This is a genomic window from Caldanaerobius polysaccharolyticus DSM 13641 (genome assembly GCF_000427425.1).
Classification (GTDB): domain Bacteria; phylum Bacillota; class Thermoanaerobacteria; order Thermoanaerobacterales; family Caldanaerobiaceae; genus Caldanaerobius; species Caldanaerobius polysaccharolyticus.
The window spans coordinates 511,522-524,678 of record NZ_KE386495.1 but is presented as its reverse complement, the minus strand read 5'-3'; the positions used below and the strand labels follow the sequence as shown (position 1 = coordinate 524,678).

11 protein-coding genes and 1 tRNA gene are annotated in these 13,157 nt (G+C 41.5%); 9 read left to right on the top strand and 3 right to left on the bottom strand.

The window, feature by feature from the left end; all coding sequences use genetic code 11:
- The first annotated feature begins 18 nt into the window (after positions 1-18).
- The 5 genes from CALPO_RS0109040 (at position 19) to CALPO_RS13690 (ending at position 4,534) form a co-directional block, all read left to right on the top strand.
- Positions 19-90, top strand: a tRNA-Asn gene (locus CALPO_RS0109040).
- A gap of 121 nt (positions 91-211) precedes the next feature.
- Positions 212-700, top strand: coding sequence for an RNA polymerase sigma factor (locus tag CALPO_RS0109030; protein ID WP_026487020.1), 489 nt, complete (start codon positions 212-214; stop codon positions 698-700).
- A 2-nt stretch (positions 701-702) separates the two neighbouring features.
- Positions 703-2,634: a PD40 domain-containing protein gene (locus tag CALPO_RS0109025; RefSeq protein WP_026487019.1), complete on the top strand. Its 1,932-nt coding sequence runs from the start codon at positions 703-705 to the stop codon at positions 2,632-2,634.
- A gap of 132 nt (positions 2,635-2,766) precedes the next feature.
- Complete coding sequence (locus CALPO_RS0109020) at positions 2,767-3,945, top strand: GNAT family N-acetyltransferase (RefSeq protein ID WP_026487018.1); 1,179 nt, start codon at positions 2,767-2,769, stop codon at positions 3,943-3,945.
- A gap of 16 nt (positions 3,946-3,961) precedes the next feature.
- The gene (locus CALPO_RS13690; protein WP_051585943.1) at positions 3,962-4,534 is read left to right on the top strand and encodes a lytic transglycosylase domain-containing protein; all 573 of its coding nucleotides are present in this window, start codon (positions 3,962-3,964) and stop codon (positions 4,532-4,534) included.
- Positions 4,535-4,590: 56 nt separating this feature from the next.
- Here the strand turns inward: CALPO_RS13690 and rd are convergent, their stop codons facing one another.
- Together rd and helD are read right to left on the bottom strand one after the other, a co-directional pair.
- Positions 4,591-4,755: a rubredoxin gene (gene rd / locus CALPO_RS14470; protein WP_084295241.1), complete on the bottom strand. Its 165-nt coding sequence runs from the start codon at positions 4,753-4,755 to the stop codon at positions 4,591-4,593.
- A 46-nt stretch (positions 4,756-4,801) separates the two neighbouring features.
- A complete protein-coding gene (helD, locus tag CALPO_RS0109005) occupies positions 4,802-7,060 on the bottom strand; it encodes an RNA polymerase recycling motor HelD (RefSeq protein WP_026487017.1) in 2,259 nt (752 codons plus the stop codon).
- Positions 7,061-7,255: 195 nt separating this feature from the next.
- On the opposite strand from helD, the gene CALPO_RS0109000 reads away from it, so the two are divergent.
- On the top strand, positions 7,256-8,449 hold the full coding sequence (locus CALPO_RS0109000; RefSeq protein ID WP_026487016.1) for an FprA family A-type flavoprotein: 1,194 nt from the start codon (positions 7,256-7,258) through the stop codon (positions 8,447-8,449).
- Between the two features lie 10 nt (positions 8,450-8,459).
- A complete protein-coding gene (locus CALPO_RS0108995; RefSeq protein WP_026487015.1) occupies positions 8,460-9,080 on the top strand; it encodes a cyclase family protein in 621 nt (206 codons plus the stop codon).
- A gap of 14 nt (positions 9,081-9,094) precedes the next feature.
- On the opposite strand, the gene CALPO_RS0108990 is transcribed toward CALPO_RS0108995, so the two are convergent.
- Positions 9,095-9,283: a hypothetical protein gene (locus tag CALPO_RS0108990; protein ID WP_026487014.1), complete on the bottom strand. Its 189-nt coding sequence runs from the start codon at positions 9,281-9,283 to the stop codon at positions 9,095-9,097.
- A 110-nt stretch (positions 9,284-9,393) separates the two neighbouring features.
- Here CALPO_RS0108990 and CALPO_RS0108985 point away from each other — a divergent pair, with 110 nt between their 5' ends.
- Entirely contained in the window at positions 9,394-10,776 is a 1,383-nt protein-coding gene (locus tag CALPO_RS0108985) for an aspartate aminotransferase family protein (protein ID WP_456059079.1), read from the top strand.
- A 12-nt stretch (positions 10,777-10,788) separates the two neighbouring features.
- Positions 10,789-13,050 carry a vitamin B12-dependent ribonucleotide reductase gene (locus CALPO_RS0108980; protein WP_026487012.1) on the top strand — a complete coding sequence of 754 codons (2,262 nt, stop codon included), beginning with the start codon at positions 10,789-10,791 and terminating at the stop codon, positions 13,048-13,050.
- The last annotated feature ends 107 nt before the right edge of the window (positions 13,051-13,157 follow it).

The following is a 13,157-nucleotide window of genomic DNA, read 5'->3' as shown; positions in this document are numbered from 1 at the left end:
GAAAATAAAAGTTAATATTCCTCAGTAGCTCAATGGTGGAGCAACCGGCTGTTAACCGGTAGGTTGTAGGTTCGAGCCCTACCTGAGGAGCTAAATATTTGGTAGTATTAAAAAGCATCTCCTTAAAATCAGGAGATGCTTTTTTTTTAGTAAAAGTCAATGTTACCCTTTTTTCTTTAATACGTCTATATATGTGGAAGGAGGTTAAAGAGTGAAAGATGATTTCTTAGATTTGTATGAAAGTTGTTTTGACGATGTATACAGGTATATATATTTTAAAGTCGGCAATAGGTGGGATGCTGATGACATCGTCAGTGACACTTTTAAAAGGGCTTATGAAAAATACAAAACTGTAAAAGTGAACTCTAAATCATGGCTTTTTACAATTGCTCGCAATGCAGTTACGGACTTTTATAGAAAAAAGAAAGATTTATTGGTAGGTGATGATATTTCCCAGTACTCTTACCCTGATATTTTTGAAAGTAAGCTCTTTAGAGAGATAGAGCTCAATTGCCTGAAGAAATCAATTTATAGGCTGTCTAAAGAAGAGATTGAGATTATAAATCTCAAATACTTTTCGGGTATGACGCACAAAGAAATATCACAGGTATTGAATAAAACTGAAGATGCTGTCAAAATGAAATCTAGCAGAATTATTCAAAAATTAAAGAATTTTGTTATTAACTGTTTGGAGGGATGAAAGTGGACGAGAAGAGAATAGAAGATGGGCTTAATAAAATAAAAGAGCAAATACCTGTAAACTATGAGTTAAAGAAGAGGCTTCGCAAAAGTTTCAAAAAGAATGGCTGGAGAAATAAGTTATTGGCTATGGTTGCAGCGGCTGCTTTGTTATTGATGATATTGTATTCTTTTGGCAATAAAAATTTTACTGATAATTTTATACAAAAAGTCAATGCGGCTGATTTGAAAATTTTGAACCAGATGTCGTTTATAAACATGGGCAAGATAAACGCCGGCAAAATCGCTGAGTACAATGGCACAATATATATTCCTTTATATGATAAAGGAATTTTTGAGTACAACAGTAAAGGCTTTAAAAAAATATCTGATAGACCTGCGGATTATGTTAGTATTTCCGCCGATGGCACAAAGCTGGTTTTTTCGTCAAACGGCAGTATTTATCTTAGAGATTTAAAAATGGGCAAGGAAAGCCAGGTGTTAAAAGGGGATGGGACGTTTACCTTTTATGAAAATCCTTCCTTGTCTCCCGACGGAAACAAAATAATTTATACGAAAAAAGTTTATGCGCCAAGAAAAACCCATGGCTTTGAGGTAAAAGAGTCTTCAATATATGCAGTGGACTTAAAAACACTAAAAGCCGTTAAATATGCCGATGGCTCTTATGGTTCCTTTATAAAGGGGAGAGATGCTATCGTATTTGAAAAGGACAACAAAATAATATACAAAGATTTAAAGGAAAACAAAGAAAAGGTTGTGGATAGTGGAAGATTTCCCGCTGTGTCCCCCGACGGCTATTATATAGCCTATGAGAAAACACAGTCAAATGCGGAAGAAATAGATGGGGTAAAAGTAGTGGAAGATGTAAGCAACATTTGGGTGACAGATGTAGAGAGTTTTGCGACTAAAAAGCAGGTTACTATGAATGTGGAAAACAAGTATATCAATAAAGAGAATATGGTAAAAGATAAAAAGGTGCAATCTATTGCTATTGAAGCGTTATATTCTTATTATGACCCCGTATGGAGCAGCAGTTCTAATAGTATATTTGTATTAAAAAACACAAATGCGGATTTTAAGGGTAATATAATGCAGCTTATGAAAATAGATTTAAGTAAAGAAAAACTCCGTGCTGAAGATGTGGTGAGAAGATATTTACAAGCGTTGATAGTAAGGGATGATGATTTTGCAAAAATACTTATGAAAAATCCCCCCTCAATGCTTACGATTTCAAATCCTCATCCGGTGGCGTACGCAATTTTAAAGTCAGGTAGCGAAGGCGAAAAAATGTATGTGGATGCAGAACTCAGTTATGCTTATACAATGGATAGCTACTACTCCGTACAGAAATCTAGATATTATTTGGAACCTGCTAACAACGGCTATATAATAAATAGTGCAAAAAGTTTAAGTACAGTAGAGTATGTAGGCAAAGACGGCGTCATGTACAAAATAGAGGATAAAAAGGATATAAAGCTATTTGATAAAAATAGCGTGCCAAAAGAATATATTCCCAACGGCAATTACAGATTTGGGCCTATAGCATTTAGCAGAACAGGTGTACTGATTTTTACAATGCAGGGAGTGAATAAACCGGAAGTAAAGCTCCTAGCTTATAATTTAAATGATAAAGAATTTAAAATGATCGACAGCGTGGATAATGGATTCTTTTATGAACTTAAAGTTGACGAAAGAGGTAAATATTTAGCGGCGAACTTTTTTGACGAGCGAACGAAAAAAAACGGAGTATATTTATACGACCTATCTACAGGTAAAAAGACCCAGATATCTTCAATGTTTAAAGGGGTAGAAATTAGTAACATCGCCGCTGTGTTCTGGAATGGAGATAAACTCATAATTGATATCACATCTAACGAAGGTCAAACGGTAAGCTATGAGTACAATCCTCTCACTGGTAAAATAAACATCCCGTAAAAAAAGATAAGCTGGCCTCATCACAGGCCAGCTTATCTTTTTTGGTTATCCGAGCTTTTTCTTTTAACTTGCTATTATGCGCTAGTAAATGATATAATTAAATGCATAAAGTGAACAAATGGAGGGAATATTGTGGCGATTAAATTTGTACCTTTAGAAGAGTTTGATAGGGTACATGCTATTGCGACGTATTGCTTTCCGTGGATGCATGATGCAAAAGATAAAATAAAGAATTATTTACAGCAGTATGTAAAGTCTGAATACATATTAGGATATTATGATGAGAGCGGTACTTTAATGGCTCAGGTCGTTGTTTTCCCTTTTGAGATCTATATCGGGGGAAAACCTTTGAAAATGGGGGGCGTAGCGTTGGTTTCCTCCATGCCTGAAGGCAGGCACGGGGGACGGGTGGGACAGCTGCTGACGGAGTGGCTAAAAGTGATGAGGGATAGAGGTCAGTATGTTTCTATGCTAGGTCCTTTTTCTTTTGAATTTTATAGAAAGTATGGTTGGGAATTGGGCTTTGAACGGGTAGTTTATACCGTCCCTATAGAGCATATAAAGGGTTTTAAGAAAATGGGAAGAGTCAGAGCTGTTACCCCAGGTGATATAGGCATATTGGATAGAATATATACAAAATATGCTTTAAATCATAATGGCTGTGCCAAAAGGGATGAGATGCTTTGGAATGAGTTCACTCTTAGCCATCCATGGAGCGATAATTATGGAAGGTACGCATATATATATCTGGATGAAAAAGGGGATGGAAAAGGCTACATCATATTTACTGTAAAAAATGGGCGAATGGATATATATGAGATGATTTATGAGGACATCGAGGCGTTAAAAGGACTTTTGGCGTTTATATACGCGCATCAGTCACAGATAGGTGAATTTTCATGGTCTACTGCAACTGATGAAAAACTGCACGTATTGCTTCCTAATCCCAGAGTAAAGAGAGAGATCCAGGCAGGAATGATGTTCAGGGTGGTGGACGTTAAGGAAGCTGTAAAGAAAAGGGGATATGCAAAAAATGCGTCAGGGAGGTTTAAAATAGAAATCGAAGACAAAAATGCACCCTGGAATCAGAAGCCTTTGGACATATGTTTGGAAAATGGATCTGTTGAAGTAGGAGAGTGCAGCGATCCACAGTTATTCTGTGACATACAGACGTTTAGCCAGATTTTTGTAGGTTTTATTACGCCTATGGAGGCATATGCTCTCGGAAAGCTGACAGGCAAAATTGAGGCCGTGGAGCAAATGGAAAAAGTATATACAAAATCTCATACCTACAATAATAATAGTTTTTAAAAACAGGTGATTGGTCATGGACATTGAGTCAATAAATGGAGTCAGGTATTTAGATAGTCTGATCAACAGGCAGAGCATTGCAAGTACCCCGATAATTGAAAACAATACAGTCATAGACTTTAGTTTTTTAATTCAGAAGTTTTTAAGCGATTTAAGCGCTATAACGGATACGCCGGAATTAAAAGCTGAGTTAAATACAGATCAAAGCCTGTGGAGCGCTATCCAGCAAATATCGAGTAGATATGGTATAGATTCCAGTCTGGTAAAAGCCGTTATAAAGCAGGAGTCAGGTTTTAATCCCAGGGCTGTTTCTAACGCTGGAGCTTTAGGTCTAATGCAGCTTATGCCTGCTACTGCTAGAGAGTTGGGCGTGAAAGATCCTATGAATCCTGTTGAGAACATAGAAGGCGGCGTAAAGTACTTGAAGATGCTTTTAGATCGCTTTAAGGATGTAAAAAAAGCGCTGGCGGCATATAATGCAGGGCCGAGTTTTGTTGAGAGAAACGGGGTGGAGAATTATCCTTCCGAAACAAAAGACTATATAAATAAAGTTCTCATGTATAAATCTCAGTTTGATAAAAAGGCGTAATGTTAAAGTCATGTTAAAAGCGATAGAAGGCATGTGCCTTTCTATCGCTTTTATTTTTATTCGTCTATTTCCTCAAATTGATCCTTGCCTACGCCGCACTCAGGGCATACCCAATCTTCAGGCAGGTCCTCAAAAGCTGTTCCGGGAGCGATACCGTTGTCGGGATCACCCACTGCCGGGTCGTATATGTAGCCGCACACTATGCATTGCCATTTTTTCATTGTCAACACTCCTTTTCTCTTAATACTGATTATATTGTAACAGAAATTATACGTTAATGCAATTGTATAAATCGCTGTGCACGCTTTTTATTATAGGACTTTCTTCGCCGACGCAACACATGTACAGGCGGTGTAAAGTGCGGGTGGCTATGGTGTATAAAAGTTTTCGATCTAAGGGACTGTCTTTGTATTTGCGTTCGCTTACGTCAGGCACGATTACCACGTCAAATTCCAGGCCTTTGGAGAGGTATGAAGGCATTATCGCGGTTTGACCTGTGTAATCGTCTTTTTCGTCGCCGATAAGCGTTAAGGTGATTTTTTCTTTCAGCAACTCGTAAAGCTCTCTGCATTCTCCTGAGGTCTTGCATATAATAGCTATGTTTTTATATCCTTTGTCTGTCGAGTCTTTGATAATCTGGCAGATAGACGATGTTATTCCCTCGATGCTAGGGGATTTGATCAGTGTGGGTTTGTCCCCTGATCGCACCATAGGAGCCAGGTCGTTGGGCAATATGCGCTTTGCAAATTCCATGATCTCTATGGTGGATCTGTAGCTCCTGTTGAGGGCGTAAAATTCGGTTGTATCAGGCCCTAAAATCTCTTTTACCTCATTCCAGTTCTGGATGCTCCTGTACGAGTATATGGCTTGGGAGAGATCTCCCAACACCGTCAACGTTCTGTCTCCTATAAGTTCTTTTATGACGTAAAACTGGAAAGGAGTAAAATCCTGGGCTTCATCGATTACCACGTGCTTTATTTCATCGCCTAGTTTTACCTGTTCTATTTTGAAGGCGATGTGGAGCAATGGCGCTAAATCATCGTAATCCAGCACGCCGTTTTCTATTAAATCCCTGGAGTTGTTTATTAGCAGATCTGCGGTTGCTTCATCGCCACAGAGCTTTAACAGTATGTCTTTGCGAAACATTCGGCGGTAAATTGATAATATATCGTGACGCCACCATCGAGTTATTTCTTCAATGTATTTCAGCAGCTGCCTTTTAATTTCCTTTATGATTTCTGTGTACCTGTCCTTTAACTCTATCTTGTTGTACTCGTAGTAGACGTCGTCTTTGTCCAGCGAGAGAAGTTTTCTTCGGTATTCAGCTTTTAAGCTGTCTATAATGAACGCGGCACTGGTTTTAAGGCGTTCTATGGCTACTATCCTCATTCTCTCTATTCGCTTTCCTATAGGCATGTGCTTAAAAGTACTTTGAAACATTTGATATAATTCGCTTTTGTCTATTACTGTGGCTGTGTAGAATTTGATGTCTTGAAATTCAAAGATATAATCCCTGAGGTAATCGATGTACTTATCAACCATGTCTTTAAACTTAAGCGAGCCTTTTATTCGGGAAGCTTGCTTGATTTCATTGCCTTTATCTTTAGAGTTGTCAGCGACGATTTTTTCAAACTGATTTTTTAACCCTATAACGGTTATATTAGCGTTTAAAAACCACCGGCAAAAGCGCACGAAAGTCATTTGCTTTATGTTTTCTTCGCCCAACGAAGGCAGTACGTCTGAGATGTATTCCAGAAAAATTTCGTTAGGCCCCAAGACCAGGATGTCGTCGCCCCGTAGTTTGTCCCTATAAGTGTAGACCAGGTAAGCGACCCTATGAAGGGCTATGCTGGTTTTTCCGCTACCTGCGACGCCCTGGATGATTAAATTTTTTTCTAGCTGCCGGCGTATAACTGTGTTTTGCTCCTTCTGTATAGTCATAACTATGTCTTTTAACCGAGCGTCGGCGTTTTTACCCAGCACCAGTTGCAGCATCTCGTCTTCTACGTTGAGCTCTGTGTCAAACATGTTTATAAGGGTTCCATTTTTTATGAGGTATTGTCTTTTCAAGGTGACATCTACAGGTATCCGCCCGCCCGGCGCTTTATAAGAAATCCTTCCTATCTTGTCCTCGTAAAACAGTGAAGCTACAGGAGAACGCCAGTCGACGATTAAAGGTTCTTGATCTTGCTCCCTGAAAAAGCTAAACTTACCTATATATATGGACTCCGCGGAGTTAAAAAGCAGGTCTTTATAATCGACCCTACCAAAATAAGGCGAGTCCTTTAGTATGTTGAGTTCTTTCAGTTTTTTTGTAATAATGGCATATAGGTCTTGGTTCAACAGGTATTCATGATTAAAGGGATTTATATTCAATGGATCTTCAGGGTTGACCCGAAATTCTTCCATTTCATTACTGGTAAGCTCTCTCAGCCTCTTTGACACGTTGATGCGCTTGTTTTTAAGTCTTTCAATTTCTTGTTGAATTAGCTGGATCACTGTTTTTAATCTGAGCTCTTCGTCCATAACGAGGCCTCCTTTACAACGTGTTATATATTATATTACTATACTTACCGCTTTTAATACAGTCTATTTTTTAAAGCCATAATATGGTATAATTATTATCAAAGGTCAGCTATTTAGTCCTTTAACAAATTCGAGAAAAGTAGTATAATATTATTAGAAAATAATTATTTTCCGTTAAACAAAGGAGGCGTCTTTATGAGGGCATTTGAGGTAAAAAAAGGCATATACTGGGTAGGGGTTATGGACAAGGACCTCTTGGTTTTCGATATAGTTTTTCCTTTGAATAGCGGTACGACTTATAATTCGTACCTTGTCAAGGGAGAGAAGATTGCTTTAATAGATACCGTAAAGGAACCTTTTTTTGACGAATTCTATGAGAAGATCACTTCTTTAGTAGATCCTGGTAAAATCGATTACATAATACTGAATCATACAGAACCCGATCATTCCGGCGCATTCCCCAGGTTGCTGGAAAGAGTTCCTGAAGCCACGGTTGTGGGCACTCGGGCTGCTATTAAATTTGCCTCAGGTATTGCTAACAGGGAATTTAAGTCCATGGTGGTAAATCAGGGCGATACCATTGACCTAGGAGGCAAGACTTTGGAGTTTATCATGGCGCCTTTTTTGCATTGGCCTGATACCATGTTTACGTATTTAAAGGAGGATAAGGTCCTGTTTACGTGTGATGCCTTTGGCGCCCATTACTGCCCGGAAGACAAAGAAGGCAGCATGTTCAACGATACCGCAGGGGAATATTTCAATGAGTTTAAATACTATTATAACAGCATAATGGCGCCGTTTAAGCCCAAAGTTCTGGAGGCGGTGGACAGGATAAAAGGGCTGGATGTGGAAATTATAGCGCCAAGCCATGGGCCTGTTTTAAGAAAAGATCCGTGGATGTATGTGGACAAGTACCGGGAGTGGAGCAGCGATTTTAGCGATCTAAAAGATGTGGTGGTGGTGTACGCTTCGGCGTATAACTATACTTCTAAAATCGCCGACGCCATCGTAGAGGGGATGCAGAGCGAAGGTGGGGTGGACATAAAGGCGTACAACATATTGTATAGCGATAAAGAAGAAGTGCTCTCTCAAATACTCAAGGCGAAAGGAGTGCTGTTTGGGTCGCCTACGATAAATGGCGATGCGGTCAAGCCGATATGGGACGTGCTGACATCTTTGAATCCCATCGTATGCAAAGGCAAATATGCAGCCGCCTTCGGGTCTTTTGGTTGGAGCGGTGAGGCCGTTCCTATGATGGAGGAGAGGTTAAAGCAGCTCAAGTTCCATGTGGTACAGCCCGGGATCAGGGTTAATTTTAAGCCATCCTCTGAGGACTTGAACAGGTGCGTGGAATTTGGAAGGCAGTTTGTCAAAGAGATCGTTAAATGAGGGGGATAATATGATCGTACACGATGTGTCTGTGCCCATTTTTATGGGAATGCACGTTTTTGCTGGCGATCCTGCGCCAGAGATTAAAAGGGTGAAATCTATAGAAGAAAATGGAGCTAACGTCTCTGTTATAAGCATGGGTACCCATACGGGCACCCATGTAGATCCGCCTTTTCACTTTGTCCAGAGTGGAAACACGGTAGATGAGCTAGACCTGTCTTTGCTGATGGGAGAAGCAAAGGTATTTGAAGTATACGGTACTCTTAAAATTCAGCCTGAGCACCTCAAAAATCTGGACATACAAAAAGGGGATATGGTGCTATTTAAAACCGATAACGCAAAGCGGTGGAAGCAGCCGCAATTTCAAAAGGAGTTTACGTCTTTAGGGCTGGAAGGGGCTCAGTACCTAGTGGAAAAAGGCGTAAAGGCAGTGGGTATCGATTACCTGTCCATTGAAGAGTACCATGGCGGAGGTCGCGTTCACAGGCTGTTGTTGGGAAATGGAGTGGTAGTGGTAGAGGGCCTTTACTTAAATGATGTAAATCCTGGAAAATATAAGTTTATATGCTTGCCTTTAAAGATAAAGGGTGGGGACGGTTCGCCTGCCAGGGCTATATTAATAGAGGAGTAGTCTATGACTACTCCTCAGGTTGTTTTTTTGCGGATGGGTACTTTGACGCCTCTATTCATACCGTGCCTGTGGGTACTTTCCAGTTGAGCTTTCTGCGACTTTGCTTCCCTGGCGAAGTGCCTGCTGTCGTAGGTGATGTTATCTGCTGCAAACTCTACTTGCTTGCCTTTGATATTGGTAAACTTGCTCAACCTTATGGCCATATCAGCACCCCTTATTTATTTTTGCTTTAAAAAAGGCGGTGTATGCGCTTGTTGTATTATGCTGCTTGAAATTGTATAATGGAATAAATCTTTTTTATAGGGGCGTGATAATCGTGAATTACATTGAACTGGATCAGGCATTGGCTTTAAGTAGGAACTCTATCAAAGAAAATTACAGTGAATACATAAATTCCAGCTTTGTGAGTATGCTGTCATTGCTAAATTTTGATAAGTACTTTGTAAAAGCTCAGGGGATGTCGGTATGGGATAGCGACGGCAACGAGTATTACGATTTTTTAGGTGGGTATGGCGCGTTAAACCTGGGACACAATCCCCCTGAGGTCATTGAGGCTATAGATAAGGTCAAGGGCATGCCCAATATCCTTCAGGCAGCTATAGCAAATCTACCCGGCGTACTGGCTTATAATTTAGCTCAGATTACGCCAGGTAATTTAAAGAGGTCGTTTTTTTGCAATAGCGGTGCTGAGGCGGTGGAAGGGGCATTGAAATTAGCTAAAATAGCCAGCGGCAAGAGCAAAATCGTATACTGTGAAGGCTCTTTCCACGGCAAATCAGCGGGGGCTTTATCTGTTACAGGCCGGGAGAAGTACCAGAAACCCTTTTTGCCTCTTGTGCCCAACTGCGAGAGCGTACCTTATGGCGATCTGAATGTACTGGAGGACAAGCTCAAAGCTAGGGATGTAGCTGCATTTATAGTAGAGCCTATACAGGGTGAGGGAGGTATAATCGTCCCACCGGAAGGGTATTTAAAAGGCGTAAGAGAACTTTGTACCAGGTACGATGCGTATATGATAGCCGATGAGGTTCAGACGGGTTTTGGCAGGACGGGTACCATGTTTGCCTGCGAAAGAGAGGAAGTGGTTCCCGATATAATGTGCGTGGCCAAATCCCTTGGTGGTGGTGTAATGCCCGTAGGAGCTTATATAACCACCGATGAGATATGGAAAAAGGCATATGGGACCATGGATAGAGCATTGCTGCACACATCTACATTTGGAGGGAATACATGGGCTATGGCTGCTGGCATCGCAGCGATAAAGTCTATAGTAGACAGGGATTTACCTACCCGGGCACAGAAGATGGGAAATTACCTGTTGGAGCGTCTGAATGCTATTAAAGAAAAGCATTCTCTGATCAAGGATGTAAGGGGCAGGGGATTGATGGTAGGTATAGAGTTTAATCAACCTGAGGGATTTATAAATAAGCTGTCAGGAGGGCTTTTAGGCAAGCTTTCTTATGAGTACCTGGGGTCTTTAGTGGCGGCGCAGCTTCAAAATGATTACCACATAATAACAGCTTATACGCTTAATAACCCCAATGTAATAAGGCTTGAGCCTCCGCTAATCGTGGAGGAAAAGCACATCGATGCGGTAGTGGATGCTATTGACGGTATACTGGAAAAAAATGGGTCATTTTTAGGTATTACGTTGAAGAGCACAAAGACCGTAATAGGCTCGTTGTTCAGGAAATAGGAGGTAAATGGTATGAAGCTTACGGAAAATGCGATTAAGGTACTTAAAACTCGTTATCTGGCCAAAGACGAGAACGGAAACATAATCGAAACCCCTGAGGAGCTATTCAGAAGGGTAGCTTCTGCTGTCGCGGGAGCTGAAAGGCTGTACGATGAGAATGCTGATGTGAAAGCGATGGAAGAAGAGTTTTACAGGTTGATGACGGATTTGGATTTTCTCCCTAATTCCCCTACGCTCATGAATGCGGGGAGACCTTTAGGGCAGTTGTCAGCTTGTTTTGTGCTCCCGGTGGGAGATTCCATGGAGGAGATATTTGATGCCGTAAAAAACGCCGCCGTCATCCACAAAAGCGGCGGAGGGACGGGCTTTAGCTTTTCCCGCATACGGCCTAAAGGTTCTGCGGTAAAGACGACGGGCGGCATAGCGTCAGGACCGGTAAGCTTTATGAGGGTATTTAACGCTGCTACTGAGGCAGTAAAACAAGGAGGCACCAGGAGAGGGGCCAATATGGGCATCTTGAGGGTAGACCATCCGGATATACTGGAGTTTATACAATGTAAAAAGGACAACAGCGAGATAACCAACTTTAATATAAGCGTGGGGATAACGGAGAAGTTTATGCAGGCGGTGATAAGAGATCAGGAGTATGAGCTGGTAGATCCCCATACCAAGAAAGTCACAAATAAATTGAGGGCAAGAGAGGTATTTGATCTCATCGTGGACATGGCCTGGAATAACGGCGAGCCTGGCATCATCTTCCTTGATAGAATCAACAGGGACAATGTGGTCCCGGAGCTGGGAGAGATAGAATCCACCAACCCATGTGGTGAACAGCCGCTTTTGCCCTATGAGAGCTGTAACCTGGGGTCTATAAACCTCGCCAATATGCTAAAGCCTTGGGAAGGCGGCTATACAGTGGATTATGATAAGCTGGAGAGAACGGTTAAGCTGGCTGTAAGATTTCTGGACAATGTGATAGATGTAAATAAATACCCCTTGCCCATCATTGAAAGCACCACCAAGGGAACTCGTAAAATCGGCCTGGGAGTCATGGGATTTGCTGATATGCTCTTGAAATTGGGCATACCCTATAATTCCCAAGAGGGAGTAGAGCTAGCTGACAATGTGATGAAATTCATCGACGAGAAATCCAAAGAGGCATCAGCGGAGCTGGCTGAACAAAGAGGGGTATTCCCTTATTACGATAAGAGCGTATACAGGGATAGAGGTATAAAGCTGAGAAATGCCACTACAACTACCATAGCTCCTACAGGCACTATAAGCATAATAGCAGGTGTGTCCAGTGGCATAGAGCCTTTGTTTGCACTGGCTTTTGTGAGAAATGTGCTGGATAACCAGCGCCTGGTGGAAGTCAATCCTACATTTAAAGAGGTGCTTTTAAAAAGGGGATTTTATTCTGAGGAGCTCATGGAGGAGGTAGTTAAAAGAGGCACATTAAAGGGCATCCAAGAGATACCTGACGATATAAAGAGGGTATTTGTGACAGCTCATGACATCGACCCTTTCTGGCATGTAAAAATGCAGGCGACGTTTCAGGAACATACTGATAATGCCGTGTCAAAAACCGTAAATTTCAGACATGATGCTACAAAAGACGATGTAAGGGAAGTTTACATGCTGGCGTATGAGCTGGGGTGTAAAGGCGTTACCATATACAGGGATGGCAGCAGGGAAAGCCAGGTTATAAACGTAGGTGCTAACAAGTCGACAAAAAAAGAAAATAGCGATAAAAAAGCGAAAATTGTGCCCAGACCACGACCTGAGATAACCATGGGCTATACGGAGAAGGTCAGGATAGGCTGCGGTAATCTTTATGTCACGGTAAATTACGACGATAAGGGAATTTGCGAGGTGTTTACCAATCTGGGACGAGCGGGGGGTTGTCCATCTCAATCCGAAGCCACCAGCAGGCTGGTGTCCATTGCGCTGCGGTCGGGTATGGATGTCAAAGAGATAGTGGGCCAGTTGAAGGGAATAAGGTGCCACTCCACTATAAGGCAGAAGGAGAGGGATAAGAACATAAAGGTGCTTTCATGTCCTGACGCCATCGCCAAGGTCATTGAAAAAGTGATGATGCTAAGAGATCATAAGCCTTTGGAAGAGGCAGATTTGGCAGATGAGATAGCCCTTGACGTGGAAGTTAGGGATGATAATAGGGATGATATAATGAGGTGCCCTGAATGCGGGGCAGCGATTGAACACGAGGAAGGCTGTGTTATATGCAGAAACTGTGGTTTTTCTAAGTGTCACTAATTTGTTTCCTTTGCTGGAGCCGGTGGGTATACCGGCTCTTTTGCATTGGGATTTTGTTGACATCTGATTTTGTGAGTGCTATACTTTTGATAAAAGTAACACGGAAG